Here is a 26,504-nt window from a genome sequence, read left to right on the forward strand (position 1 = left end):
GGGGGGGGGGGCGTGGGCGGCGGGGGCCGCTTTGAACACCCCGCCCCACCCCCAAACCTCCATCACCGCCGACTGCCGCCGCCGGCCTGCCTGACGTCGACTGACCGCCGATCGGATCCGATCGGCGGTCAGTCGACGTCAGCTCACTGGGGCTCCAGCACCACCCAGACCTGCCCGGGGTGGAAGTTCAACGGCTGCCCGGCGAAGCTGAACGAGGTGCCGCCGTTGGGGTCGGTCCTGGACCAACTGCCTTGGTACGCCTTGCCGTCCCGCAGCACCACCGCCTGCCCGCTGCCGACGGTCGGCGCGTAGGGGGAGAGCACCCCGGGGGAGTCCATGAAGCCGCGCGGCGACGTGGTCTCGGCCACCTTCTGCACCACGATGGTCGGCGCGCCCATCTGCCCGGCGTCGGTGGTCATGGCCGGCTTGCCGTCCATCGCCACCAGGTACTTGTCCTGCGCGGCGGACCAGGTGAAGGTGAACGAGGCGGCCGGCATCGTCGCGGTGAAGCTGTCGGTCGGCGTACCGCCGTCCGGCGCCGGGCCGAACTTGAACCCGATGTCCTTGGCCTGGGCCGAGTCCGGGAAGGTGTGCAGGATCCCCGAGGGCCGCACGTACAGGTTGTACGGAGCGACGTTGCCGGTGCCCCGGAAGTACGAGGAACTGTCCTGTTGCGGAGAGGCGTTGAAGATGTTCGCGTCGCTCAGCACCGGCAGGAACCGGCTCAGCGCGCCGGAGTAGGCGAAGTCGACCTTGCCGTACTGCTGCAGGATCGGCAGGTCGCTCTCGCGGGCGCTGCGCACCGGGCCGACGCTGTCGCCCGGCGGCAGGTGGTTGCTGTCGAAGATGGTGAGGAACCGCGAGAGCCCACCCTCCACCTCGATCGCGTAGACCACGTCGGCCGAGTTGATCCCGGTCTGCGGGCGGGCGTTGACGATGTTGTCGACCTTCACCGCGACGATCTGCCCGGCCGGGCCTGGCAGTCCGGTGAGCGGTGAGAGCCCGCCGGCGGTGCTGGACGACGCGCTGGGTGTCGGCGAGGTCGTGGGGTGCGACGTCGCGCTGCTGCCGCAGCCGCCGACGCCGATCAGCGCCAGTGCGAAGGCCGCGGCCACGGGAGCGGCGAACCTGCGCCGCGGGAAGTTCGGCATTCCGAGACCACCTCCTGCCCCCGCTTCACTGTAATGGGCCCGTTCGGACCGGGCGCGGGCAACTGGGGAACCGGGCAAGCCCGGTGGGTACCGAGCGCCGACCGGGCGAGAGCAGGCCGGATCGCCGCTCCCGCCCGCCGACCCGGCGCGCACTGTGGGATGCGGCTCGAGGGAGGAGGCTGGAGGGGAGAGGGTTCGGCTGGTGCGGAGGTGGCCGTCGTGATCGTGGTACTGGTGTTGATGGCGGCCGTGCTGGCGGGCAGGTGGGTGGGGCGGGCGGTGCGAGGTCTGGTGCGGTTCATCGGGCGGCGCCGGCGTCGAACGGCGGAGCTGCGCGCGCTGCCCGCCGTGGTCGGCCCGGGGCTCACCCGGGAGGAGGCCGAGTGCCTGCTGGCCGCGGCGCTGCTGGCGGGGCTGGTCGCGCGCGAGGAGTACCGGGAGTCCCTGACGTGTCTCGCACGGGCCGATGACGTGCGCAGTCCGCTGTCGGTGCCGTCGCTGCGCCGGGAGTGACGGGAGTATCCTGGAACGAGGCCCGCAGGGCGAGCGAGGGAGTTCGACCGGATGAGGGTCTCGGACGGCGAGTGGGGATTCGCGGCCGGGACTGTGCTGGACCGGCCGGGCTGAGAGGCTGGAAGGTCTGTGAGACCGGAAGGCGACCTCCACCACCTGACCCGGACAATGCCGGCGCAGGGAGCCCACCTTGCGGGTCCTGGGGTGTGCGCGGCCCTTCCCGGTCCGTCGAGCAGCACAGCCGGCTATGGCATCAACCCGCCGCGGCGTTCCCATACTTGGGACGAGATCCGGGCGAGCAGCCGGGCCGCCGGGTCGACCACGTCGTCGCCCGAGGCGAGCGGGCCGGTGTAGCAGACGGCGAGCGTGTAGGGCGCGGCGTCCTCGGGGTGGACCAGCGCGACGCTGTTGCGAACTCCGTCGATCCAGCCGTTCTTGCACGCGGTCCGGGTGCCCGGTGGCAGCCCGGCCGCGAGGTCCACGCGGTGCACATTTCCTTCGAGAACGGCCAACTCCTCGGCGTGCAGTGACTCCAGCAGCCGGATGAGGTCACGGGCGGTGACCCGGTTGAGAAGCCCGACGGCACTGGCCGGGGAGTCCTCGATGCCGCGCGGGGTGCTGCTGCCGGTGGCGCCGGCCCGCTGCCAGACCTCGGCCACCGCCGGCACCCCCACCTGCGCCAGGCAGAGGTTGGTGGCCAGGTTCGACGAGTGGGTGATCATCCGCTCGGCGAGCCAGCGCAGCGGTGCACTCGCGCCGAGCAGTCCCCAGGGACGCGGATCGCTGTCCTGGTCGGGTGAGTTGGCGTAGTGGCCGCCGACTGCCGAGACGAAGTCGTTGTGGACCGGAACCGGCAGGTCGAGGTCGATCCCGCTGCGGTACAGGGCCGCGAGCACGGCCACTTTCATCGTGCTGGCCGCCACGTGCGGCACGTCGGCGTTCCGCAGCAGGACCGGGGAGCCGCGCCAGGGTGCGAGGGCGATCGAGAGCACGCCTCATGCTACGCCTTGGCGCGCTCGGTATGGTGACAGGCTGTCACCATACCGACGGCCACGTCACGACCGGGCGGGAACGTCACAGCCGAGCGTGCGAGCCGATGTCCGCCGTGAACTCCTCGATCATCGCCGCGGTGACGGTCGGCCGGCACTGGCCGATCGCCCCCAGGTAGTCGTCGGTCCCCGCACCCGCGGGCTGGCCGGGGCCGGTCAGGTCGCGCTCGAAGGCCGCCTGGGCCGCGATCCGGGCCGCGTGTTCGATGTCGGCGGGGGTGAACAGCTCGCTCGCCGCTACCAGGACGTCGAGGTCGACGTCCGTCCTCGGCCCGGCGTACCGGGTCCAGATGGCGGCGCGGGCGGCGGCGTCGGGGGTGCCGATCGGGATCAGGTAGTCGAACCGGCCCGGGCGCAGGAAGGCCGGATCGAGGCTGCGGATCGAGTTGGTGGCGCAGACCAGCAGGCGCTCGTCGCCCTCGCGGAAGCGGGGGATCAGCTTGAGCAGTTCGTTGGTGACGCCGTGCATGCCGCTGCCGGCGGCCGGGCCGTCGCCGCGCACCGGGGCGATCTCCTCGACCTCGTCGATGAAGACCAGGGCCCGTTCGAGTTCGCCGATCCGGGCGAAGGCGGTGCGCAGCGCGGCGGCGAGATTGCCCTCGTCCGCGAGCCGGGAGGGCAGCAGCTCGACGAACGGCCAGCCGAGCCGGGAGGCGATGGCCCGGGCGAAGGTGGTCTTCCCGGTGCCGGGCGGGCCGAACAGGGTGATCGCCCGCGGCGGCCGCACGCCGTGCCGGGCGGCGCGTTCCGGCTCGGCGAGCGGCAGGACCACGCGGCGCTCGATCAGGTCCTTCTCGGCCGCCATGCCGGCCACGGCGGCCCACAGGTCGCCGGACACCAGCCGGCCGCCGAGCTCCTCCAGCAGGTCGGTGGCCGAGCCGCCCGCCGGCTCGACCTTCTCGAAGTACGCGGCGGCCGGGCGCCGCTGGTAGCCGGCGTTGCGCAGGCCCTCGCCGAGCAGCTCCTCCTCGGGCAGCACGTAGGCGATCCGCCGCACCCGCGCGGCGACCAGTCGCCGCTCCAGCTCCCGCAGCAGCGCGCTGGCCAGGCCCCGGCCGCGCCAGGCGGGCGCGATGGCGATCCGCATCACCCAGCCGCGGTCGCCGGCCAGGCAGGCGAGCGCGGCCCCGATCGGGGTGCCCTGGTGGACGGCGACCACGGCGGGTTGCCGCCCGGTCAGCGCGCCGATGCACTCGGCGGGCGAGAAGACCGACTCCTGGCCGAGGCCGGCCGTGCTGTCGATCAGGTGGACGACCGCCGCCAGGTCCTCCTCGCGGTAGTCGTGGATCAGCCAGTTCACGCGTGCCACCCTCTCGTCCGTCCGCCGTGGTCCCCGAACGCTAGGGCCACCGCCGGATCGAGGTCGCTGGACAGAGCGGACAAGCCACGGCCGGCAACCCGACGAATCGCCCCTGGCCCGAAATGCCGCCACAGCCCGCAGCAGACGGGAAACGCGAAGCGGCGGCGCCGGGAAACCCCGACACCGCCGCTCCTCGGCGAAACCGTCGCCGTCCGTCAGCCCGCCGGCTGCCCCTCGGTCTTGGGCAGCAGCGTGTAGGTCGGGTTGGCGATCGTCAGGTTCCCGTCCGTGTTGCCGATCATGCCCTCGGCGCGCAGCCGCACGCCGGGGCTTATGCCCGGCACGTCACGGCGGCCGAAGAAGACCAGGGTGATGCCGCCGGTCTCGTCGTAGAGCTGGCACTGCAGCTGCGGCACGCCCGAGACGGGGGTGACGTGCACCGAGCGCACCTGGCCCTCGACGCTGGCCCGCTCGCGCCAGACCAGGTCGCGCATCTGGGTCAGACCGTCGGCGCGGGGCGCCGGCACGGTCTGCGGGTCCGCGGTCGGCGCGTCGACCGGCAGGGCCTGCACGCGGTGCTCGGCGGGGCGGGCACCTCCGGCCGTATGGGCAGCCAGGTCCGCCGCCACGCCCTGCTGGCTGTCGGTGTCCAGGTCGTCGATCGCCTGGCTGACGTCGAACGGCACGATGGTGGCCGCCACGTTCGGCAGTCGGCTGGCCGCCTGGGCGATCCGGTCGCCGACCCGGGCGTGCAGCAGCCGGCCGATCAGCGTGCCGTACGCGCGGCGCGGGATGACCAGGGTGACCCGGGTGCGGCCGTCGGCCGTGGCGCGGGCCGCGAGCTCGGCGGTGGCCCGGCGCAGCCGGCGGTCGGGGCAGTCGATGATCTCCAGCGGGACGTCCGCGGCGCGGCTCTCGTCCCACTGGGCGCGCAGCCGTTCGGCGGCCCGGTCGTCGACCATGAAGTGCACCGCGCGCAGCTCGGTGGGCCGCAGGCTGCGGCCGTGGTGCAGGGCGCGCAGCACGGACAGGTCGAGCCGGTCGACCAGGATGAAGACGGTGCTGCGGTTGGGGCTCGGCAGGCTCGCCGAGGCGGGCGCGGTGGCCAGCGCGGCACTCTCGGCCCGGTAGCGGGAGTTGGTGCGGATCAGTGCCCAGACGCCGATCGGGAAGATCACCACGACCGTCCAGGCACCCTCGGTGAACTTGGTGACGGCGAAGATCACCACGACGGCGGCCGAGGCCACCGCGGCGGCGGCGTTCACCGCGACCTTCGCCATCCGGTTCTTCTCCTGGCGGTTCCAGTGGTACTTGACCAGCCCACTGGCCGCCATCACGAAGCCGGTGAAGACGCCGATCGCGTAGAGCGACACCAGCTGCGTGAGGTTGCCGCGGGTGACCAGCAGCAGCACCAGCGACACGCCGGTGAGCACGATGATGCCGTTGGAGAAGGCGAGGCGGTGGCCGCGGATGGTCAGCTGCCGGGGCAGGAAGGAGTCCTCGGCGACGAAGCTGGCCAGGAACGGGAAGCCGTTGAACGAGGTGTTGCCGCCGGTGTAGAGGATCAGCGCGGTGGCGATCTGGACGAAGGCGAACATCACCGAGCCGAAGCCGCTCTGGCCGAACACCAGGTGCGCTTCCTGGGCGAGCACCGTCGGGCTGCCCGAGCTGAACGGCACGGCGTGGGTCTGCCAGGCCAGCACGGAGACGCCGAGCACCAGGGTGCCGAGCGTGGCGCTCATGATCACCAGAGTGCGGCGGGCGTTGTTGCCCTGCGGCTCGCGGAACGCGCTGACACCGTTGGAGATGGCCTCCAGGCCGGTCAGCGAGGAGCCGCCGTTGGCGAAGGCGCGCGCCAGGACGAAGAGCGAGGCGAAGGTCAGCAGCCCGTTCGTCGAATGGCCGATGTCGATCACGCCGGAGGCGTGCAGGTCGGCGGTGGACAGCTGCGGCAGGCTGCCGGTGATCAGCCGGAAGATGCCGACGACCACGGTCAGGCCGGTGGCCAGGATGAACAGGTAGGTGGGCAGCGAGAAGGCCTTGCCGGCCTCGCGGATGCCGCGCAGGTTGCCGTAGCAGAGCAGGCAGACCACACCGAGGGTGATGTACAGCTTCTCCGAGTCGATGTTCGTGTGGAACAGCAACTGGAGCATCGAGGCCACCGCGTCGGTGCCGGCCGCCGTCTGCACGGCCACCGTGACGATGTAGTCGATGAGCAGTGCGACCGCGGCGACCTGGGCCACCCGCGGGCCGAAGTTCTCCCGGGCCACCACGTACGAGCCGCCGGCCCGGGTGTACGTCATGACGACGTCGCGGTACGAGAGCGTGAGCAGCAGCAGCAGCGCCAGGATGACGCCGGTCACCGGCATCACCAGCGCGAAGCCCAGCACGCCGAACGTCGGCACCAGCACGGTGAGCATCTGCTCGGTGCCGTACGCACTGGAGCTGATGCAGTCCGGCGCCAGCACACCGAGGGCGATCGGCTTCGAGAGCTTCTCGTTGTGCAGCTCCGAAGTCACCAGCGGCGGCCCGAGCAGGACCTTCTTCACCCGGTAGCCGAGGCTCTCCGGCAGGTCGACTTCAGGCGGCAGCACGCCGGGTCCGGTGGCCGCGCCAGGGGGGCGCTCCGGCGCCACGGCGGTCGCATTGTCATTTTGCACCTGCACTGCTTAGCGCGTTCTTGACGTCAAAAGCCAGTTGGCGGCGCGTCGCTGCCCATTCTTGACGCGTTCTTATCGGGCCCGGTGTGGCGCAACTCACTTGGTGTTATAGCCGCGTTATTTCGGCGTGCTCTTCGCGTGTTCTCGACGTCGGCGTCCCGAGGACGGCGGCCGGGAAAGCCGAGACGGCTGAGCCCCCTGCTCGGGGCTCAGCCGTCTCGGTCCGTCTTCGTGGGTGGCGCCGCCCTCGGTCAGTCGGCCGTGGCGATCAGCGGTTCCAGCAGCACCTCGGGCTTGGCGCGCTGGAAGGCGTTCAGGTGCCACTTGTCGGCGAACAGTGCCAGCAGCACGTCGTCCGAACGGCGGGTGAGCACCTCGCCGTCGGTCAGCCGGGCCTTGCCGAGCTCGGCGGCGCCGGCCGCGTCGGTGACCCGGGCGAGCCGGTACGAGAGGTGGTCCAGCGTGATGGGGGAGGAGAACTCGTGCTCCATGCGGTGCAGCACGACGTCGAACTGCATCGGGCCGACCGCCGCCATCACCGGCGCCTGGTCACCGCGCCGGTCGGAGACCAGCACCTGGACCACGCCCTCCTCGTCCAGCTGCGAGACGCCCTTGCGGAACTGCTTGGAGCGGCTGATGTCCTTGGGACGGGCCACCGCGAAGTACTCGGGGGCGAAGGCCGGCAGCGCGGGGAACTCCGCCTTCCGGCCGGTGAAGAGGGTGTCGCCGACCCGCAGCTGGCTCGCGTTGATCAGGCCGACCACATCGCCGGGGTAGGCGGTGTCGACCACGGTGCGCTCGGCACCGAACACGGTGTGCGCGTACTTGGTCGCGAACGATCGGCCGCTGGCGGCGCGGGTCACGTTCATGCCGCGCTCGAAGACGCCGGAGCAGACCCGGACGAAGGCGATCCGGTCGCGGTGCGCCGGGTCCATGTTGGCCTGGATCTTGAACACCAGGCCGGAGAACTCCTCGCCCACCTCGCGCGCCCCGCCCTTGGCCAGCGGGCGCGGGCCGGGCGCCGGTGCCAGGTCGACCACGGCGTCGAGCAGCAGCTTCACGCCGATGTTGGTCAGCGCGGCCCCGAAGAAGACCGGGCTGATCTTGCCGGACTCGAAGGCCTCCTGGTCGTAGCCGGGGCCGGAGGAGAGCACCAGCTCCAGCTCCTCCAGGGCGTTCGCCCAGTCCTCGCCCTCCTGCTCGGCGGCCTGCTCGGCGGTCAGCTTCTCCTCGATCGCCGCGTGCGTGCCGGCCGGCACCTTGGTGTACCGCAGCATCTGCTCGGTGTTCTCGGCCTCGACCAGGCCACGCAGGTTGCCGGCGTCGCCGACCGGCCAGACCACCGGCACCGGGGTGATGCCCAGGTGCGTCTCGATGTCCTCCAGCAGGGTGAGCGCGTTGCGACCGCGGCGGTCCCACTTGTTGATGAAGGTGATCACCGGCACACCGCGGTGGCGGCAGACCGCGAAGAGCTTGCGGGTCTGCTCCTCCAGGCCCTTGGCCGCGTCGACCAGCATGATCGCGCAGTCGACGGCTGCCAGCACCCGGTAGGTGTCCTCGGAGAAGTCGGCGTGCCCGGGGGTGTCGACCAGGTTCATCACGTGCCCGCGGTGGTCGAACTGCAGCGCCGCCGATGTCACCGAGATGCCGCGCTCGCGCTCCAGCTCCATCCAGTCGCTGGTCACCCCGCGCCGCCCGCCCTTGGCGTGCACCGCGCCCGCCGAGGTGATCGCCCGCGCGTGCAGCGCCAGCGCCTCGGTGAGCGTGGACTTGCCCGCGTCCGGGTGGCTGATCACGGCGAAGGTCCGCCGGCGGCCGGCCTCGTTGAGGACCTGTTGGACGGGGACGGGCTGTTCGTTGCTCACGTGTCTCCTCGCGGGCTGGGGGTCCCCCCGGCCGGAGGCTGGGGGAGGGCATCAGGCCGGTGATGCCTCTCCGTACCTGCTGATCCGTACCTGCTGAGCCCGGCGTCTGGTCCGCAGGCCCGAGGGTCGATTCTATTAGGCCGGACGGTGTGACCTCGAACCTCGTGCTGAGCGCCCCGCGTGAACCGGTCGCCCCCGGGGATCGCCGCCTCCCGCGCGCGGCGCCGAGCCGCCTCATCGTCGCCGCGCCGGTGGCCACTTGACGATCAGTCGGCACTGACCCAGGCTCCCCGCATGGATTTCAGCGATGCGCGGAACGAGGACGAGACCTGCGAGGTGCTGGTGGTCGGTGCCGGCGCCACCGGGCTGACCCTGGGCTGTGACCTGGCCAGGCGCGGCGTGCGGGCCCTGGTGATCGAACGCAGTGACGCGCTCTTCCCCGGCTCGCGCGGTCGCGGGGTGCAGCCGCGGACCCAGGAGGTCTTCGACGACCTCGGCGTGATCGACGCGGTGCGCGCGGCCGGCGGCCCGCTGCCGCGGGTCCTCAGCCGCCTGCCGGACGCGACCCGGAAGGTCTGGGACCTGGTGGCGCCGGCCCCGGCCCGAGCGGGCGTGCCCTACCCGGTGGGCTGGATGCTCCCGCAGTGGCGCACCCAGGAGATCCTGCACGCCCGCCTGCGGGAGCTCGGCGGCGAGGTCGAATTCGGCACGGCGCTGTTCTCGCTGACGCAGGATCAGTGCTCGGTCCGGGCCGTACTGACCCGGGCTGACGGCAGCACCAGGACGGTGCGCGCCGACTACCTGGTCGGCGCGGACGGCGGACGCAGCACGGTGCGTGCGGCGCTCGGGGTGACGATGACCGGCAAAACGCTCGACCGGCGCTCGTCCCTGGTCGCCGACGTCCGGCTAACAGGGCTCGACCGCGGCAACTGGCACATGTGGACGAGAGCGCCGGGCGACACGCTCTCGCTCTGCCCGCTGCCCGGGACCGACCACTTCGCGCTCTCCGTCCCGATCGACGAAGGCCGGACCGGCGAAGGCCCGGTCGACACCTCGCCGCAGGCCGTTCGCGCGGTGATCGCGGCCCGCACCTCGCTGCCCGCCGAGGCGGTGCTGGAGGTGCTCTGGACCTCGGACTACCGCCCGCGCGCGGCGCTGGCGGACCGGTTCCGGGTCGGCCGCGCATTCCTGGCCGGGGACGCCGCGCACATCCACTCGCCGGCCGGCGGCCAGGGGCTGAACACCGGCGTGCAGGACGCCTACAACCTCGGCTGGAAGCTGGGCCGGGTGCTGCGGCACGGCGCGCCGCCGACGCTGCTGGACAGCTACCAGGCCGAGCGCCGCCCGGTGGCCGCCGACGTGCTGGAGCTCAGCAGCCGGCTGCACCACTCCTACCGCGGCCGCAGGCCCGCCGTGGTGCGCCGGGCCGCGCAGACCTCGCAACTGGAGATCGGCTACCCCGACAGCCCGCTCAGCGTGGAGACCCGCCACGACCTGCCCGAGGACGCACTGCGGGCCGGCCACCGGGTCCCGGACACCGCCCTGGCCGGCCGCCGCCTCTTCGACCTGCTGCGCGGCCCGCACGCCACCCTCCTCGCGGTGGGGCGCCCGGCGCCCGAGGTGCGCGCTCCCGGGCTGCTGGTGCGGGAGTTCGCGCAGCCGGCGCTCTTCGAACCCGGGCTCTTCCTGATCCGGCCGGACGGCTATCTGGGTCTGGCCACCCGCGATCCGGCACAGCTGCCGGCCTATCTGGCGCTGATCGGCCGCGACTGAACCGAACGCCGAGACCTAACGCGACGAGGCCCGGCACACCAGGTGTGCCGGGCCTCACGTGCCACATGTAGTAGCGGGGACAGGATTTGAACCTGCGACCTCTGGGTTATGAGCCCAGCGAGCTACCGAGCTGCTCCACCCCGCGTCGGTGAACCCGACTGTACGGCAGTGCGGACCAGAAGCGAAATCCGTTCCCCGGACGGAACCGGAAGCGGGCCCGGTGACGTCGCCTCGCTGGTGGACGGCCCCGTCGATCGGGGCCGCAGGAGCAGCAGGGTCGAAGAGGCGGGGGCGGCGTGGGCAGTGGGCTGCGGGTGCTGGTCGTCGACGACGACCCCGAGGTGCGGGCCGCCGTGGAGACCGGACTGGAGATCGAGGGGTACCAGGTGCGCGGCGCCGCCGACGGCCTGGCCGGGCTGATCGAGGTGGCCCGCTGGGAGCCGGCCGCCGTGGTGCTGGATGTGATGATGCCGGCACTGGACGGGTTGGCGGTGTGCCGCCGGCTGCGGGCGGCGGGGGACCGGCTGCCGATCATCGTGCTCACCGCCCGCGACTCGGTGAGCGAGCGGGTGGCCGGGCTGGACGCGGGCGCCGACGACTACCTGGTCAAGCCGTTTGCACTGGACGAGCTGACCGCCCGGCTGCGCGCGGTGCTGCGGCGAACCGGGTCCGGCCCGGCGGAGCGCGACGATCGCGCTTTCGCGGACCTGACGGTGGACCCGCAGAGCCGCACCGGCAGCCGGGGCGGCCGGCCGCTGGAGTTCTCCCGCACCGAGTTCGCGCTGCTGGAACTCCTGCTGCGGCACCCCGGACAGGTGCTGACCAGGGAGGCGATCATGCACCGGGTCTGGGGCGCCGACTTCGGTCCTGGCTCCAACTCCCTCGCCGTCTACATCGGCTACCTGCGCCGCAAGCTGGAGGCGGGCGGCGAGCCTCGCCTGGTGCACACCGTGCACGGGATCGGCTACCGGCTGGACGTGTCATGACCGAGCGCCGGACGGCGGGGCGCGGCCGCGGCCGGCGTTCAGCCGCTGATCCGGGTGCTCAGTTGAGCGGTGCCTGCGGCAGCGTGCCGGGGCAGAGCCGGCGCGGCTGCCGGTCGCCCTTGAGCTTGGCGTCCACGCACCCGCCCGGCAGCGCGTCGGGCCCCGAACCGTAGCTGCTGGTCCCGAAGTTGGCGGTCACCTGGAGCACGCCGTCGCCGAACTCGGTGTGCTGCACCTGGTGGTCGGCGCTCAGATACCGGAACCCGGTCATCGGCGCGGTCCCGGCGGCCTCGTGCAGCGGTGCGAAGTACTGCTGCAGCGCGGCCAGTTGCTTGCCGTCGGTGGCGAGCGTCGGGCCGTCCAGCACCAGGTTCAGCGGGGTGTCGTCCAGGATCGCCTGCAGCGCCCGGTCCTGCTCCAGGGCCGGGATCTTGGTGTACGACAGCTCCCACCGGTCGAGGTTGACCTGCGAGTCGTGCAGCGCGGTCTCCAGCAGCGGGACGCGGTACACCGGGTCGAACATCGCCTTGGACAGGTCGGCCGGCAGCGTCACCGGCTTGAAGAAGATTCCGGGCGCGGCGGCGGGCACGTAGCCGCCCCAGACGTCCTTGTTCTTCTCCAGCGGCCACAGCCCGTCCGCCGGCACGGTCTGCGAACCGTGGCTGAAGTCGATCACCGGCGCGGCCCAGCTGTGCGCGGCCTCGGAGCCGAGCACCAGCTTGTCGGGACCGGAGAGTTGGCGCATTCGGGCGATCCGATTGGCCTGGTCCTGCTGCTGGTTCATCGGGTGGTCGGCGCTGAAGTCGTCGTACAGCTCGCCGGCCGCGTCCACGTCCAGGAAGTAGCTGTCGGCCCCGTTGGCGGTCATCTGCGCGGTGCGCTGGGCGAGGTACTGGTCGTGCTGGGCGAACGCCTGCGAGCTCAGGTAGCAGCCGCGATCGTGGAATCCCGCCAGCACCGAGCCGTCCTGCTGGTGGACGCAGAAGTCCGGGTAGACCGGCGCCGGCCAGGCGGAGGTCGGCGAGTCGGCGGTGGCCGGGTCCTGCCCGTTGGCGAACGAGTCGTACGGGCCGACCAGGTAGCCGGCCCGCTCGGCGGCGGCCACCGCGGTCGCGTCCATCGGCTGCGCGTCGGCGTCGTAGCCGAGCCACATCCGGGACAGCCCCAGCGCCTGCATCTGCTGGATGCCCTGGGCGGTGCGGGCGGTGCCCCAGGTGTAGGCGTGGAAGGCGCCGAGCAGCTTGGCGACCTGCGGATTCGCGGCGATCTTGCTGCTCAGGGTGACCAGCTGGCCGTGCTCGGTGAGCCAGCGGCGGTAGTCCTGCGCGGGAGCGACCGGGGAGGGGTCGGTCAGCGCGAAGGTGACGGTGTAGTCCTGGGTGCCCTCGCGCCGCGCGAAGGTGTGCACGGCGGTGCCGTCCAGCCGCCCGGCCTGGGAGCTGAGGCCCAGCGAGGTGCCGATCGGCTGCGGGACCAGGTAGCTGACCCCGCGTCCGCCCAACGTGTACCCCCACAGGGGCAGGCTCAGATCGGTCTCCAGATCGTACGAGGCACCGGCCACCCCGGTGTCGCTCGCGTTCCAGAACGGGTCGGCGACCGCAATGCCCAGCCCCTCGCCGCGCGGCAGTTGCAACTGGGCGGCGGCCGGATCGGTGCCGGTGACCGGCCAGGACAACTTGGCCCCGTCCCGGTCGTCGTGCACGGTGACCTGCAGTCGTCCGCGCACGGCCGCCGCGGTGACGCGCAGGCCCTGGTCGGGCAGCGTCCAACTCGCCGTGCCGCCGCTGACCGTGACCTTGCCGGGCCGCCCGAGCGGCTGCGCGGCGGGTGCGGACAGCACGAGCGTCCGGCCGTCGCCGCCACGCGCCGTCACCGCCAGCGAGTCGGTCCGCAGCTCGGCGGTGCCGCCGCTGATCGGGATCTCGACGACACCGTCGTGCTGGCGCACCGCGGGTCGAGCGGTCGTCGCGCCGAACGCGGACGGCCAGCTCAGCCCGCCCAGCGCGGTGGCGCCCGCCAGCGCGAGCGCCGCCATCGATGCCCGGCGGCGCCGGCTGCGCACCGCCCGATGAGAGGTAGTGGTAGTCATGCTCCCAGGGTGGCGAGCTCTCCTAAGAGCGCTTCTTATGGGAGCCCCGCCGGACGGATCGATCCGTCCGGCGGGGCTCCCATGAGAAGCGGCGGGATGCCGCGGGCCGGTCAGGCCAGCAGCTTCTCCTTGGCCCGCTGGTACTCCTGCTCGGTCAGCGCGCCGTTGGCCTTGAGATCGGCCAGCTTGGCCAGCTCGTCGGCGTGCGAGCCGGATCCGCCGGCGGACGGCCCGGCCGCCTCCCGGATGTACTGCCGGGCGGCCTCGTCCGCGCGCTGGGCCTGCTCCCGGTCGTGTTCGGCCATGGCCTTGCCGCGGAAGATCACGTAGAGCAGCACGCCCAGGAAGGGCAGCAGGATCACCACGACCATCCAGCCGGCCTTGCCCCAGCCGCTCAGGTCGTGGCTGCGGAAGATGTCGGTGATGACCTTGAAGAGCAGGAAGAGCCAGAGCAGCCAGACGAAGAACTCCAGCATGGTCCAGAACAGGTTGAGCATGGGGTAGTTGGTCACCGGTGGCTCCTGGGCGCGGCTCGCCCGATGCGAGCGGACAAAACAGGCATATCAGCTTGTATTAGCGCCAGCGACCTGCGGCGACCCAGGACGACTGCCCGGAGCAACCGGTTCGGCCGACCGGGCGATTGCGCCAGGGCAGGTACCGGGACTGGCGGCGGACTGTGCCTAGCCTCGCCAGAGGAGTGCCGATCCTCCGCGCGGGCGGTCGAGTCGGCCCGCCCCCCGCCCCCCACCCCACGTCCCCACCGAAAGGGACCCATGTCGGCTGACCAGGCATCACCCGAGACCACCCGGAACGACGACCACGGCCGCCGGTCCGCGCTCCGCACGCTGCTGGCCGGCGGTGCCGCCACCGCGCTGATCGGTTCGGCAACGCTCCCGGCCTCGGCCGAGGCCCTGACCGAGCCGTCCGCCGCCACCGGGGCGGACCCGTTCGCGGCGGACACCTTCCGGGCGAGCGGGCGGGTGCGCGAGTACTGGATCCAGGCCGAGTCCTTCGAGCACAACGCGGTACCCAACGGCTACGACGCCATGATGGGCCGTCATATCAAGCCCGAGCAGAGCACGTTCTGGGCGATCGGGTTGCGCGCCTACACCGAGGGGTGGGGGCGGCTGCTGGACGCGGACACGGGGCCGCAGGGGGTGGGCGCCAACGGCGGCATCCCCGGTCCGGTGCTGCGGGCCGAGGTCGGCGACGTCCTGCGGGTGCACTTCCGCAACAACGACGAGCACTACAAGTGGCCGCACAGCCTGCACCCGCACGGCGTGCGCTACGGCCGTGACGCGGACGGCGGCTGGCTGGCAGACGATCCCGACCACCCGGGTACGGCGGTCCCGTTCGGGGGCAGCTACACCTACACCTGGACCTGCCCACCCGGCTCGGTCGGCACCTGGCCCTACCACGACCACGCGGCGCCGCAGGCCGTGCGGGCGGGTGCCGAGCCGATGATGGAGATCGGCGCGGAACTCGGCCTGTTCGGCGTCCTGGTGGTCACCGACCAGAAGACCCCGGCGGTGGACCGCGAGTTCGTGGTCTTCCTGCACGACCTCTACAGGTCCGACGTCCCGTCACTCGTGCAGAACCTCAACCTGGTCAACGGCGGCGCCTACCTCGACAACACCCCGACCTTCACCGCCAAGGTCGGTGACCGGGTGCGCTGGCGGATCGCCTCGCTGGGCTCCGAGTTCCACGTGTTCCACCTGCACGGGCACCGCTGGCGCAGCGGCCAGGGCTACCAGGGCTGGGTGGACTCCCAGCTGATCGGGCCGTCCAGCACGCTGACCGTCGAGTACCTGGAGGACAACCCCGGCGACTGGATCTACCACTGCCACGTCGCGCACCACATGATGGGCGGGATGGCGGGCCGCTACCGCGTCACCAGGTGACCCGGCAGCGGCCCCGGGCCGCCGTCACTCCCGGCTGAGGACCTGCTCCAGCACCGCCACCAGGGTCCGCTCGGGATCGTCGGCGGCGGTCGGTGCCCGCCAGGCGACGAACCCGTCCGGGCGGACCAGCACCGCACCGTCGGCCGCCACGCCGTGCAGCCCCGCCCAGTCGGCGCCGGCCTCCGGCGCCAGGGTGTCCGCCGGGTCGCGCCCCACCCGGTGGCAGCTGAGCGGCACGCCCAGCCGCTCGGCCGCGCGCTGCCCGGCCGCCTGCCAGGCCCGGTCCTCGGGACCGCAGAGCAGCACCAGGGACCGCTCGTACAGGTCCAGCGTCGACATCCTGGTCCCGGCCCGGGTCAGCCACATGTGCGGCGCCCGCCCGCCGGGTTCGGCGACCGGCCGGAAGTCCTCCGGGATCGCCTGGGCCCGGTCCTCGGTGCCGAGCACGGCGCTGGAGGCGTAGCGGTAGCCCAGCACCACGGCGAGCATGCCCGCCTGCCGGCCGGTGCCGGGGCTGACGTCGTAGCCCGGGTGCCGGTGCTCGGCGGACCGGGCCGAGGCCCGCGCGCCGGTCGCCAGCGCCACCGGCCGCCGTTCGGCGTCGTACGTCTCCAGCAGCCGCGGCCCCGCCCAGCCACGGAGCACCGCCGCGAGCTTCCAGGCGAGGTTGTGCGCGTCCTGGATCCCGGTGTTCGAGCCGAACGCCCCGGTCGGGGACATCTCGTGCGCGCTGTCCCCGGCCAGGAAGACCCGCCCGGCGCCGTAGCGTTGCGCCACCCGTTCGGCGGCGTGCCAGGGGGCCTTGCCGGTGACCTCGACCTCCAGGTCCGGCACGCCGGTGGCGGCCCGGATCAGCGTCACGCAGCGCTCGTCGGTGAAGTCCTCCAGCGTCTCGCCGCGGTCCGGGTGCCAGGGCGCGTGGAAGACCCAGTGCTGCTGGTTGTCGACCGGCAGCAGCGCGCCGGACCCGGCGGGGTTGGTGAGGTAGCAGACGATGAAGCGCCGGTCGCCCACCGCGTCGGCCAGCTTCTTGGCCCGGAACGTGATGCTCACGTTGTGGAACAGGTCGCCGGGCCCGCTGCGCCCGATGCCGAGCGCCTCCCGGACCGGGCTGCGCGGTCCGTCGGCCGCGACCAGGTAGTCGGCCCGGACGGTCCGCGTGTCGCCGCTCTCCCGGTCCCGGACGACGGCCGTCACCCCGTCGCCGTCCTGCTCGAAGGAGACCAGCTCGGTGCCGAACCGCAGCTGCCCGCCGAGCTCCCGCGCGCAGCGCACCAGCACCGGCTCCAGGTCGTTCTGGCTGCACAGGCACCAGCCGGACGGGCTGAGCCGGGAGAGCGCGCCACCCGGGTCGATCTTCTTGAACAGCCACTCCTGGTCGGTGCCGGTCAGCGTCTCGGCCTGCAGGATGCCGTGGTTCTCCGCCAGCACGGAGGCGGCCTCACGGATCAGCGGCTCCACCCCGGCCGTCCGGTAGAGCTCCATGGTGCGCACGTTGTTGCCGCGTCCGCGCGGATGGTGCGAGGTCCGCGGATGCCGCTCGACCAACAGATGCTCGACGCCGAGGCGACCGAGGAAGAGCGAGGCGGACAGCCCCACCAGGGAACCGCCCACGATCAGGACGGGCACGCGGTCGTCGACTTCCGATGTCATGAGTCTCTCCAGCCGTGCGGGAGTTGGGGTGTGGCCGTCGAGGGGCGCGCGGCGCGCGGTCGACGGGTCGTGCTGCCTGCGCTGCTCTATTCCCGCCGAGGGTGCGGTTGACCGGATCTTCACCCGCGCGACTCACGCATCGTGCACGTCCCATGGCGGTACGTAGTATCGAACGCATGCGATCAGGCCCCGGAACGCACTCGGCGGCCTGGATCGAGCGAGAGGAAACAAGCACCGTGACGACCCTGTCCGACAGGCCGGCCCCACCCGCCACCCTCGCGACGTCCCGGCTTCGAGTCGTGCTGCTGCTGGACGTGCACGACGGCCAGGAGCAGAACTTCCTGGCCGCCTATGAACAGATCCGCCATCAGGTGGCCAGCGTGCCCGGCCACATCAGCGACCAGCTCTGCCAGTCGCTCGGCAACTCCTCCCAATGGCTCATCACCAGTGAGTGGGAGAGCGCCGAACCCTTCCTCAGCTGGGTGGAGAGCTCCGCCCACCGCGCGGTGGTGGAACCGCTGCACGCGTGTGTCAGCGACACCCGCTCGCTGCGCTTCGTCATCGCCCGGGAGACCCCGGAGCCCGGGACGCCGGGGCCGCACCGGCCGCTCACCCGGGTGGCCGAACACGGCCCGACCGGCGCGCCCCAGCGGCCCCGGGTGGCCGGCACCGACCCGCTGCCCACCCCGCCGCTGTCCAGCGGGGGCCTGGTGCGCCACGCGCTCACCTTCACGGTCAAGCCGGGCAGCGAGCGGGCGGTGGCCGAGATCCTGGCCGGCTACCGTTCGCCGCAGGCCCAGGTGGACGCCACCATGCGGCTCTGCCGCACCTCGCTGTTCATGCGCGGCAACCGCGTGGTCCGCGCCGTCGAAGTCCGCGGCGACCTGGGCAACGCGTTGCGGCACGTCGCCATGCAGCCCGAGGTCCGGGCGGTCGAGGAAGCGGTCAACCCGTACCTGGAGGAGGCCCGCGACCTCGGCGACCCATCGTCGGCGCGCGCCTTCTTCGCCCGCGCGGCGCTGCCCGCGGTGCACCACGTCGGGGCCGGCCTCGACGTGGCGGACGCCGAGCTCATCCGCCTGGCGTTCCTCTACCCGGTCAAGCCGGGCCGCGGCGAGGCGGCCGCGCAGCTGCTCGCCGAGCGGGACCGGGCGGTCGTCGGCGACGACCGGAGCCGACCGCTCGCGGGCAGCACGATGTTCCTGCGCGACGGCGTCCTGGTCCGCCTGGTCGACCTGCGGGTCCCCTACCAGGAGGCCCCCGCGCAGGCGGCCGGCATCGCGCCCGACCGCGCCAGTGCCGCGCTGAGCCAGTGCCTGGACCTGGACGCCGCGACGGACCTGGGCACCGAGGCGGGGATCACCCGCTTCCTGGCCGACTGCGCCATGGAGCTGGTCACCGACCGCCACGCCCCACCACCCGAGTCGCACACCGCCGGCGACGCACCGTCCACCGCTGCCACCGTTGCCACCGGAGAGTGACCCATGACCAGCCAGCCCGTACGCATCGTGCACCTCGACGAGACGCAGCCCAACCGCCGCCGCGGCGGCGACCTGCGCGCCCTGCTCACGCCGACCAGCGTGGGCGCCACCAGCGGATTCATGGGGCTGGCCATCGTCCAGCCCGGCGAGCGGATCGGGGAGCACTACCACCCGTACTCCGAGGAGTTCGTCTTCGTGGTCAGCGGCGAGCTGGAGGTGGATCTGGACGGTGTCCCCCACCCGCTGCGGCCGGACCAGGGCCTGATGATCCCGCGCGACGTCCGGCACCGCTTCCGCAACGTGGGCCGCACCGAGGCCCGGATGGTCTTCCACCTCGGTCCGCTGGCCCCCCGCCCCGAGCTCGGCCACGTCGACACCGAGGACACCCACACGGCCGAATCGACCGAGGACGTGACGGGGGCGAGGACGTGACGCGGCGGGTCGCGGTCACCGGGCTGGGCGTGGTCGCGCCCGGTGGGATAGGCGTGCGTGCCTTCTGGGAACTGCTCACCTCCGGGCAGACGGCGACCCGGGGGATCACCCTCTTCGATCCCGAGGGCTTCCGCTCGCGGATCGCCGCCGAGTGCGATTTCGACGCGCTGGCCTGCGGTCTGGACCCGGAGCGGGCCGAGCGCGCCGACCGCTACGTGCAGTTCGCGCTCGCGGCGGCCGGTGAGGCGGTCCGGGACTCGGGGCTCGACCTCGGCTTGCAGGACCCGTGGCGGGTCGGCGTGTCGCTCGGATCCGCCGTCGGGGGCACCACCCGCCTGGAGCACGACTACGTGGCGGTCAGCGCCTCGGGCGACCGCTGGGACGTGGACCACCGGGGCGCCGGCCGGCACCTGCACCGGGCCTTCTCGCCCAGCGCGTTGGCCTCCGAGGTCGCGGAGGAGATCGGCGCGCACGGCCCCGTGCAGACCGTCTCCACCGGCTGCACCTCCGGCCTGGACGCGGTCGGACACGCCTTCCACGCCATCGCGGAGGGCAAGGCGGACATCATCGTGGCCGGCGCCTCGGACTCGCCGATCTCCCCGATCACGGTGGCCTGCTTCGACGCGATCAAGGCGACCTCGACCCGCAACGACGACCCCGCCCACGCCTCCCGCCCGTTCGACGCCGACCGGGACGGCTTCGTGCTCGGCGAGGGCGCCGCCGTGCTGCTGCTGGAGGAGTTCGAGCACGCCCGCGACCGCGGCGCGCGGATCTACTGCGAGATCCGCGGCTTCGCCACCTTCGGCAACGCCTACCACATGACCGGGCTCACCCAGGAGGGCCGGGAGATGTCGGAGGCGATCGATCGCGCCCTGGCCCAGGCCCGCCTGGACCCCACCGCGGTCGACTACGTCAACGCGCACGGCTCGGGCACCAAGCAGAACGACCGGCACGAGACCGCGGCCGTCAAGCGCTCGCTGGGCGAGCACGCGTACGCCGTGCCGATGAGTTCGATCAAGTCGATGGTCGGCCACTCGCTGGGCGCCATCGGCGCGATCGAGCTGGTCGCCTGCGCGCTCGCGCTCACCCACGGGGTGGTGCCGCCGACCGCGAACTACGAGACCCCGGACGCCGAATGCGACCTCGACTACGTGCCGAGGACCGCCCGCACGGCCCGGCTGCGCACCGTGCTCTCGGTGGGCAGCGGCTTCGGCGGCTTCCAGTCCGCGGTGGTCCTCACCCACGCCGACGGGAGGTCGGGATGAGCAGCGTGGAGCAGCAGCCGGCGCAGCGGCGGGTGGTGGTCACCGGCATGGGCGTGGTGGCGCCGGGCGGCGTCGGGACCGACGCCTTCTGGAAGGCGGTGCAGCAGGGCACCGTCTCGCTCGGCCCGGTCTCCCGGGAGGGCTGCACCCACCTGCCGCTGCGGGTGGCCGGAGAGGTCCGCGGCTTCGATCCGGCCGGCCTGATCGAGGACCGCTACCTGGTCCAGACCGACCGGTTCACCCACTTCGCCATGGCTGCGGCTGAACTCGCGCTCGCCGACGCCCAGTTGACCGCCGACCCGAACGCGCCGTTCGGCATCGGCGTGGTGACGGCGGCCGGTTCCGGCGGCGGTGAGTTCGGCCAGGGTGAACTGCAGCGCCTGTGGGGCAAGGGCCCGCACTTCGTCGGGCCCTACCAGTCCATCGCCTGGTTCTACGCGGCCAGCACCGGCCAGATCTCGATCCGCGGCGCCTTCCAGGGGCCGTGCGGCGTGCTGGCCAACGATGAGGCCGGCGGTCTGGACATCTTCGCGCATGCCGCCCGGACCATCCGGCACGGCACCGACGCGGTGGTCGCGGGCGCCACCGAGGCGCCGCTGGCCCCGTACTCGGTGGTCTGCCAGCTCGGCTACCCCGAACTCAGCCTGGCGAGCGACCCGCAGCGGGCCTACCTGCCGTTCACCGACGAGGCCTGCGGCTTCTCGCCGGCCGAGGGCGGCGCGATGTTCGTCGTCGAGGAGGAGGGCGCCGCGCGCCGCCGCGGCGCCCGGATCCGGGCGGTGGTCGCCGGCCACGCCGCGACCTTCACCGGCACCGACGGCTGGGAAAACTCCCGGCACGGCCTGGCGCGGGCGATCCAGGGAGCGCTGGACGACGCGGGCTGCACCGCCGACCAGGTCGACGTGGTGTTCGCGGACGCCCTGGGCGTGCCGGCGGCGGACCAGGCGGAGGCGCTGGCGATCGCCGACGCGCTCGGCCCGCACGCCGTGGGCGTCCCGGTGACGGCGCCCAAGACCGGTTTCGGCCGCGCCTACTCCGCCGCCTCGGCGCTGGACGTCGCCGCGGCGGTGCTCGCGCTGGAGCACGGCGTGGTGCCGCCGACGCCGAACATCACCGAGGTGCGCCACGACCTGGACCTGGTCACCGGGCACGCCCGCCGGGTCCCGCTGCGGACCGCACTCGTGCTCAGCCGCGGCCTGATGGGCTGCAACGCGGCGCTGGTGCTCCGTCGCGACACCGACGAGCGGCCCTGACCCCCCGACCGCCACCTGATCCATCGTCACAGCCCCGACCGAAGGAGACCCGATGCTGACCGACCCCGTGACCTTCGACGAACTCGCCACCCTGATGAAGGGGCGGGCGGGTCTGTCGGTCGATCCCCAAGCGATGGCCGACCGGCCCGACACGCCCTTCGAGCAGTTCGGCCTCGACTCGCTCGGCCTGCTCGGCATCGTGGCCGAGCTGGAGAACCGCTACGGCCACTCGATCGGCAACGAGCCGGAACTCTGCAAGACCCCGGGGGACTTCCTCGACCTCGTCAACGACCAACTCACCGCTGGAGCCTGAGATGACCGGACACACCGACAACAAGATCCTGATCGCGGCCCCGCTGGAGCTCACCTGGGACCTGACCAACGACCTGGCGCGCTGGCCGCAGCTGTTCAGCGAGTATGCCTCGGTGGAGGTGCTCGACCGGGCGGGCGACAAGGTCACCTTCCGGCTGACCATGCACCCCGACGAGAACGGCAAGGTCTGGAGCTGGGTCTCCGAGCGGCACGCCGACCGCTCGGCGCTCACCGTGCTGGCCCGCCGGGTGGAGACCGGCCCGTTCGAGCACATGAACATCAAGTGGGAGTACCAGGCGGTCACCGGCGGCACCTCGATGCGCTGGATCCAGGACTTCGCGATGAAGCCCACCGCGCCGGTCGACGACGCCGGGATGACCGCGCACATCAACCGCAACTCCAAGATCCAGATGGAGCTGATCCGCGACAAGGTCGAACAGCATGCCCGCGAGACGGGCCTGGACGCCCCCGCGGCCATGCCCCGCTGAGCCCGCAGGAGGATCGTCATGCACCGTGCTCTGATCGTCGCCCGGATGAAGCCGGGGGCGGCCCAGGACATCGCCGCCACCTTCGCGGACTCCGATCGCGGGGAGCTGCCCCAGCTGATCGGCGTGACCGGCCGCAGCCTCTTCCAGTTCGGCGACCTGTACCTGCATCTGATCGAGGCCGAGCAGCCGCCCGGCCCCCAGGTGGCCAAACTGAACGGCCATCCGGAGTTCCGCAGCGTCAGCGAGCGGCTCGCCGCTTACGTCCAGGCGTACGACCCGCAGACCTGGCGGGAGCCGAAGGACGCGATGGCCCGCGAGTTCTACCGCTGGGAGCGCGGAACCACCGCGTGACCGTGTTGCTCCGGCAGCTTGGAAGGACACCCTCGTGATCGAGGCAGAGAACTCGCCGGCCGCCCCGGCCGCCGCCCCGTGGATCCGGTGCGAGGGCTGCGTCACGCTGATCTACGGCAAGCGGTTCAGCCGGGCGCTGCAGGTGTGCCCCGACTGCGGCTCGCACGCCCGGCTCACCGCGCAGCAGCGGCTGGACCAGCTGCTCGACCCGGGCTCGGCACAGCCGCTCGACCATGTCGAGTGCGTGAGCGATCCGCTCGGTTTCGTGGACACCAGGCCGTATCCGGAGCGGTTGTCGGACGCGCAGGCCGCCACCGGCCTGCGCGAGGCGGTGCTCTGCGTGCAGGGCACCATCGAGGGCCGGCCGGTGGTCGCCGCCGCGATGGACTTCCGCTTCCTCGGCGGCAGCCTGGGGTGCGGGGTCGGCGCGCTGATCACCGAGGCCGCCCGCACCAGCCTGCGGCGGCGGATCCCGCTGCTGCTGATCACCGCCTCGGGCGGGGCGCGGATGCAGGAGGGCGTGCTCTCCCTGATGCAGATGGCGAAGACCAGTCAGGCGCTGGCCGAGCTGGACGAGGCGGGCATCCTGGTGCTCTCGCTGATCACCGACCCGACCTACGGCGGCGTGGCGGCCTCCTACGCCACGCTCGCCGACGTGATCATCGCCGAGCCGGGCGCACGCCTGGGTTTCGCGGGGCCGCGAGTGATCGAACAGACCATCGGCGAGAGCCTGCCCCCGGGCTTCCAGACCGCGGAGTTCCTGCTCGACCACGGGCTGGTCGACGACGTGGTGCCCCGGGCCGCCCTGCGGGCGACGCTCGCCCAACTGCTCGGCCTGCACGCGCCCGCCGCCGAGGGCGCCGCCCCGGCGGGGCAGGACGGCGGCCGAATCCTGCGCCGCGCCGAGGAGTTGCCGCAGACCGACGCCTGGACGGCGGTGCGACTCGCCCGCCATCCCGAGCGGCCCACCACCCTCGACTACGCCACGCACCTGCTGGACGGCTTCCACCAGCTGCACGGCGACCGGATCGCGGAGGACTGCGCGGCGGTGGTCGGTGGGCCCGGCCGGCTGAACGGCCGGCCCATCATGCTGATCGGGCATCAGAAGGGCGGCAGCGACCTCCTCGAACGCCAGCGTCGCAAGTTCGGCATGCCGAGTCCCAGCGGCTACCGCAAGGCGGCCCGGCTGATGCGGATGGCGGCCAAGCTCGGCCTGCCCGTGGTCACGCTGATCGACACGCCGGGGGCCAACCCGGGGCCGGACGCCGAGCGCGGCGGCCAGGCGGTCGCCATCGCCGAGAACCTGCGGCTGATGTCGCGGCTGCCGGTGCCGATCGTCGCCGTGGTGACCGGCGAGGGCGGCAGCGGCGGCGCGCTGGCGCTGGCCGTCGCGGACCGCGTGCTGATCTGTGCCAACGGCATCTACTCGGTCATCAGTCCCGAGGGCTGTGCGGCCATTCTGTGGAAGGACGCGCAGGCGGCGCCGACCGCGGCGGCGGCTCTGCGTGTCGACGCCAGGGACCTGCTCCGCCTCGGTATCGTGGACGGAGTCGTGCCGGAGCCACCGGAAGGTGCGCATACGGATCACTCGCAAGCTGCCGCGCTGCTGGGTGCTGCCGTGACCGCCGCCCTGCAGGAGCTGGAGTCGTGGGAGCCGCAACGGCTGCTCCGCGAACGCGGCGGCCGCTTCCACCGCTTCGGTCTCGACCCCGACCCGAGTGCTGAAGGAGGGGCCCTGTGAAGCCAGAACGTGCCGAGTGGGAACGCCGGGCGGGCGAGCGCCGCGAGAGCGACCGCCGGGCCGACGGGGACGTGGATGCGCCCAGGCCGGTACGGCCGCTGCCCTCGGGCGGTGTGGCGCTGGACGAGCTGTGCCGCAACGTGGTGCGACTGGCCCAGGCCACCGGGGCCCCGCCCCGGCGGATCCGCCTGCAGGACGGGCAGACCACCGTCGAGGTGGAGTGGCCCGATCCGGTCGCCGGCCCCGTCGCGTCCGTATCGCCGGCCGCCTTGGCCGCCGCCGCCGCCGACGAGCGGGCGGCCGGCCCGGACGCCGAGGCGCCGGATGCGCTCGGCTACGTCCGCGCCCCGATGGTGGGCACCTTCTACCACGCTAGTGCGCCGGATGCCCCGCCGTTCGTCCGGGTCGGTGACCTGGTCGAAGCGGGGCAGCCGGTCGGCGTCCTGGAGGCGATGAAGATGATGAGCACGATCACCACGCAGACCGGTGGCCGGGTCGTCGAGATCCTCGCACCGAACGCCCAGCCGGTGGAGTTCGACCAGCGCCTGATCGCGCTGGAGCCGGTGGCCGCCGACGAGGACGCACGCTGAGTGCCCAGGCCGTCCCGACCACCGAGGTGAGTCCGATGTTCTCGACCGTCCTGGTCGCCAACCGCGGCGAGATCGCGCTGCGGGTGGCCCGTGCCTGCCGCGAGCTCGGCATCCGGACGGTGGCCGTGTACTCCACCGCCGACCGCGACTCGGCGGTGGTCCGGTTCGCGGACCAGGCGGTGCACATCGGGCCGCCGCCATCCAGGGGCAGCTACCTCAGCGTTCCGGCGATCATCGAGGCGGCGCTGCAGACCGGGGCGCAGGCCATCCACCCCGGCTACGGCTTCCTGTCGGAGGACCCGGACTTCGCGGAGATCTGCGAGATGCACGGGATCGTCTTCATCGGGCCGCCCGCGCCGGTGATGCAGCAGCTCGGCGACAAGGCCGTGGCCCGCACGGTGATGGCGGGGGCCGGGCTGCCGGTGCTGCCGGGCAGCATCGGTGCGCTGACCTCGGCGGCAGAGGCGAAGGAACTCGCCCGCGAGGTCGGCTATCCGGTGATCCTCAAGGCGGTCGCCGGCGGCGGCGGTCGGGGCATGGCCGTGGTGCGCGGCGCCGACCAACTGCGGCTCGCCTACCGTGAGACGCAGGCGCACGCGCGGGCGGTGTTCGGCGACGACCGGCTCTACCTCGAACGGTTCGTCGAGGACGCGCGCCATGTCGAGGTGCAGGTGCTCTGCGACACGCACGGTTCGGTGATCCACCTGGGTGAGCGCGACTGCTCGGTGCAGCGCCGGCACCAGAAGCTGATCGAGGAGTCGCCGGCGCCGGGACTCTCACCGGCGGTGCGCGACGCGCTCCGGGCGGCGGCGGTGCGCGGTGCGGCGGCGGTGGGCTTCGTCGGGGCCGGCACCTTCGAGTTCGTGCTGACACCGGAGCACGAGTTCTACCTGATGGAGATCAACTGCCGTCTGCAGGTGGAGCACACGGTCACCGAGCTGGTCACCGGCGTCGACATCGTGCGGGAGCAGATCACCATCGCCGCCGGACTGCCGCTCTCGGTCCGGCAGGAGGACGTCACGGTCCGCGGGGTGGCGATCGAGTGCCGTGTCAACGCCGAGGACCCGGAGCGCGACTTCGCTCCGGCGCCGGGCCTGTTGGCCGAGTTCGTGCCACCCGGCGGCCCCTTCGTCCGGGTCGACACGCACGCCTTCCCGGGCTGGCGGGTCGGGCCCGACTACGACTCGCTGCTGGCCAAGACCTCGGTCTGGGCCCCGGACCGCGACCAGGCGATCGCCCGGATGGATCGCGCCCTGGGCGAGTTCCAGGTCGCCGGATCCGGCGTGCGGACCACCCTCGGCTTCCTGCGGGAGATGCTCGCGCACCCGCTCTTCCGCACGGCCCGGCACACCACCGGGCTGGTCGGCAGCAGGCACGAGGCGACGGGCCCGGCCACCGAGGAGCCGGCGCGGGTCGGTTGACGCGGCGGCGGGCGGGGGGGGGGGGCCCCCCCCCCGGGGGGGGGGCCCCCCCCCGCGGGGGGGGGGGGGGGGGCGGGCCGGGGCGGGCGGGGTCCCCCCCCCCGGCCGCCCCGCCGGCCGCCCCCCCCACCCCCCGGCCCGCCCCCCGCGCCCCGGGGGGGGGGCGTGGCCGCGGCGGCGGGCGGGGGCGCCGGCCCCGTAGGGGGGGGCCGCCGCCGCCGTCCGCGCGG

The 26,504-nt window shown here is 73.0% G+C and carries 21 protein-coding genes, 1 tRNA gene and 1 pseudogene; 14 read left to right on the top strand and 9 right to left on the bottom strand.

The features are described from left to right. Nucleotides 1-143: 143 nt before the first annotated feature. Nucleotides 144-1,151 (bottom strand): DUF3048 domain-containing protein, encoded by a 1,008-nt coding sequence (locus P3T41_RS09870; protein WP_280689277.1) that lies wholly within the window; start codon nucleotides 1,149-1,151, stop codon nucleotides 144-146. 219 nt (nucleotides 1,152-1,370) lie between these two features. On the opposite strand from P3T41_RS09870, the gene P3T41_RS09875 reads away from it, so the two are divergent. Beyond that, nucleotides 1,371-1,664 carry a hypothetical protein gene (locus tag P3T41_RS09875; RefSeq protein ID WP_280689278.1) on the top strand — a complete coding sequence of 98 codons (294 nt, stop codon included), beginning with the start codon at nucleotides 1,371-1,373 and terminating at the stop codon, nucleotides 1,662-1,664. 245 nt (nucleotides 1,665-1,909) lie between these two features. Here P3T41_RS09875 and P3T41_RS09880 read toward each other — a convergent pair whose 3' ends face one another. The 4 genes and pseudogenes from P3T41_RS09880 to P3T41_RS09895 form a co-directional block, all read right to left on the bottom strand. Next, nucleotides 1,910-2,656, bottom strand: a complete 747-nt coding sequence (locus P3T41_RS09880; RefSeq protein WP_280689279.1) for a class A beta-lactamase-related serine hydrolase — start codon at nucleotides 2,654-2,656, stop codon at nucleotides 1,910-1,912. Nucleotides 2,657-2,738: 82 nt separating this feature from the next. After that, nucleotides 2,739-4,013 (bottom strand): bifunctional GNAT family N-acetyltransferase/ATP-binding protein, encoded by a 1,275-nt coding sequence (locus P3T41_RS09885; RefSeq protein WP_280689280.1) that lies wholly within the window; start codon nucleotides 4,011-4,013, stop codon nucleotides 2,739-2,741. Between the two features lie 647 nt (nucleotides 4,014-4,660). After that, nucleotides 4,661-6,607: pseudogene (locus P3T41_RS09890) on the bottom strand (APC family permease); the annotation flags it as partial. Nucleotides 6,608-6,924: 317 nt separating this feature from the next. After that, a complete protein-coding gene (locus tag P3T41_RS09895; RefSeq protein WP_280689281.1) occupies nucleotides 6,925-8,538 on the bottom strand; it encodes a peptide chain release factor 3 in 1,614 nt (537 codons plus the stop codon). 294 nt (nucleotides 8,539-8,832) lie between these two features. Between P3T41_RS09895 and P3T41_RS09900 the strand changes: the two genes are divergently transcribed. Beyond that, nucleotides 8,833-10,311 (top strand): FAD-dependent monooxygenase, encoded by a 1,479-nt coding sequence (locus P3T41_RS09900; RefSeq protein WP_280689282.1) that lies wholly within the window; start codon nucleotides 8,833-8,835, stop codon nucleotides 10,309-10,311. A 71-nt stretch (nucleotides 10,312-10,382) separates the two neighbouring features. Here the strand turns inward: P3T41_RS09900 and P3T41_RS09905 are convergent. Continuing rightward, nucleotides 10,383-10,456, bottom strand: a tRNA-Met gene (locus tag P3T41_RS09905). Nucleotides 10,457-10,607: 151 nt separating this feature from the next. On the opposite strand from P3T41_RS09905, the gene P3T41_RS09910 reads away from it, so the two are divergent. After that, nucleotides 10,608-11,297: a response regulator transcription factor gene (locus P3T41_RS09910; RefSeq protein WP_280689283.1), complete on the top strand. Its 690-nt coding sequence runs from the start codon at nucleotides 10,608-10,610 to the stop codon at nucleotides 11,295-11,297. Between the two features lie 58 nt (nucleotides 11,298-11,355). On the opposite strand, the gene P3T41_RS09915 is transcribed toward P3T41_RS09910, so the two are convergent. Both P3T41_RS09915 and P3T41_RS09920 read right to left on the bottom strand, forming a co-directional pair. After that, nucleotides 11,356-13,386, bottom strand: coding sequence for a glycoside hydrolase (locus P3T41_RS09915; RefSeq protein WP_280689284.1), 2,031 nt, complete (start codon nucleotides 13,384-13,386; stop codon nucleotides 11,356-11,358). Nucleotides 13,387-13,496: 110 nt separating this feature from the next. Beyond that, complete coding sequence (locus tag P3T41_RS09920) at nucleotides 13,497-13,898, bottom strand: SHOCT domain-containing protein (RefSeq protein WP_280689285.1); 402 nt, start codon at nucleotides 13,896-13,898, stop codon at nucleotides 13,497-13,499. A gap of 261 nt (nucleotides 13,899-14,159) precedes the next feature. Here P3T41_RS09920 and P3T41_RS09925 point away from each other — a divergent pair, with 261 nt between their 5' ends. Continuing rightward, on the top strand, nucleotides 14,160-15,287 hold the full coding sequence (locus P3T41_RS09925) for a multicopper oxidase domain-containing protein (protein WP_280689286.1): 1,128 nt from the start codon (nucleotides 14,160-14,162) through the stop codon (nucleotides 15,285-15,287). A gap of 24 nt (nucleotides 15,288-15,311) precedes the next feature. Here the strand turns inward: P3T41_RS09925 and P3T41_RS09930 are convergent, their stop codons facing one another. After that, nucleotides 15,312-16,940 (bottom strand): FAD-dependent monooxygenase, encoded by a 1,629-nt coding sequence (locus P3T41_RS09930; protein WP_280689287.1) that lies wholly within the window; start codon nucleotides 16,938-16,940, stop codon nucleotides 15,312-15,314. 236 nt (nucleotides 16,941-17,176) lie between these two features. On the opposite strand from P3T41_RS09930, the gene P3T41_RS09935 reads away from it, so the two are divergent. The 10 genes from P3T41_RS09935 to P3T41_RS09980 are packed head-to-tail and all read left to right on the top strand — an operon-like array spanning nucleotide 17,177 to nucleotide 26,274. Further along, complete coding sequence (locus P3T41_RS09935; RefSeq protein ID WP_280689288.1) at nucleotides 17,177-18,421, top strand: SchA/CurD-like domain-containing protein; 1,245 nt, start codon at nucleotides 17,177-17,179, stop codon at nucleotides 18,419-18,421. A gap of 3 nt (nucleotides 18,422-18,424) precedes the next feature. Next, on the top strand, nucleotides 18,425-18,853 hold the full coding sequence (locus tag P3T41_RS09940) for a cupin domain-containing protein (RefSeq protein ID WP_280689289.1): 429 nt from the start codon (nucleotides 18,425-18,427) through the stop codon (nucleotides 18,851-18,853). Further along, nucleotides 18,850-20,118: a beta-ketoacyl-[acyl-carrier-protein] synthase family protein gene (locus tag P3T41_RS09945; protein ID WP_280689290.1), complete on the top strand. Its 1,269-nt coding sequence runs from the start codon at nucleotides 18,850-18,852 to the stop codon at nucleotides 20,116-20,118. Before P3T41_RS09940 ends, P3T41_RS09945 begins: the two co-directional genes overlap by 4 nt. Then, complete coding sequence (locus P3T41_RS09950; protein ID WP_280689291.1) at nucleotides 20,115-21,371, top strand: beta-ketoacyl synthase N-terminal-like domain-containing protein; 1,257 nt, start codon at nucleotides 20,115-20,117, stop codon at nucleotides 21,369-21,371. Before P3T41_RS09945 ends, P3T41_RS09950 begins: the two co-directional genes overlap by 4 nt. A gap of 55 nt (nucleotides 21,372-21,426) precedes the next feature. After that, the gene (locus tag P3T41_RS09955) at nucleotides 21,427-21,684 is read left to right on the top strand and encodes an acyl carrier protein (RefSeq protein ID WP_280689539.1); all 258 of its coding nucleotides are present in this window, start codon (nucleotides 21,427-21,429) and stop codon (nucleotides 21,682-21,684) included. A gap of 1 nt (nucleotide 21,685) precedes the next feature. Then, on the top strand, nucleotides 21,686-22,171 hold the full coding sequence (locus P3T41_RS09960; RefSeq protein WP_280689292.1) for an SRPBCC family protein: 486 nt from the start codon (nucleotides 21,686-21,688) through the stop codon (nucleotides 22,169-22,171). A gap of 18 nt (nucleotides 22,172-22,189) precedes the next feature. Then, nucleotides 22,190-22,522 (top strand): TcmI family type II polyketide cyclase, encoded by a 333-nt coding sequence (locus P3T41_RS09965; protein WP_280689293.1) that lies wholly within the window; start codon nucleotides 22,190-22,192, stop codon nucleotides 22,520-22,522. Between the two features lie 34 nt (nucleotides 22,523-22,556). Next, on the top strand, nucleotides 22,557-24,263 hold the full coding sequence (gene accD, locus P3T41_RS09970) for an acetyl-CoA carboxylase, carboxyltransferase subunit beta (protein ID WP_280689294.1): 1,707 nt from the start codon (nucleotides 22,557-22,559) through the stop codon (nucleotides 24,261-24,263). After that, nucleotides 24,260-24,853 carry a biotin/lipoyl-containing protein gene (locus P3T41_RS09975; RefSeq protein ID WP_280689295.1) on the top strand — a complete coding sequence of 198 codons (594 nt, stop codon included), beginning with the start codon at nucleotides 24,260-24,262 and terminating at the stop codon, nucleotides 24,851-24,853. The genes accD and P3T41_RS09975 overlap by 4 nt, the downstream gene beginning before the upstream one ends. Nucleotides 24,854-24,888: 35 nt before the next feature. After that, on the top strand, nucleotides 24,889-26,274 hold the full coding sequence (locus P3T41_RS09980; protein WP_280689296.1) for an acetyl-CoA carboxylase biotin carboxylase subunit: 1,386 nt from the start codon (nucleotides 24,889-24,891) through the stop codon (nucleotides 26,272-26,274). Nucleotides 26,275-26,504 lie beyond the last annotated feature (230 nt).

It is taken from the genome of Kitasatospora sp. GAS204B, from assembly GCF_029892155.1.
GTDB lineage: Bacteria > Actinomycetota > Actinomycetes > Streptomycetales > Streptomycetaceae > Kitasatospora.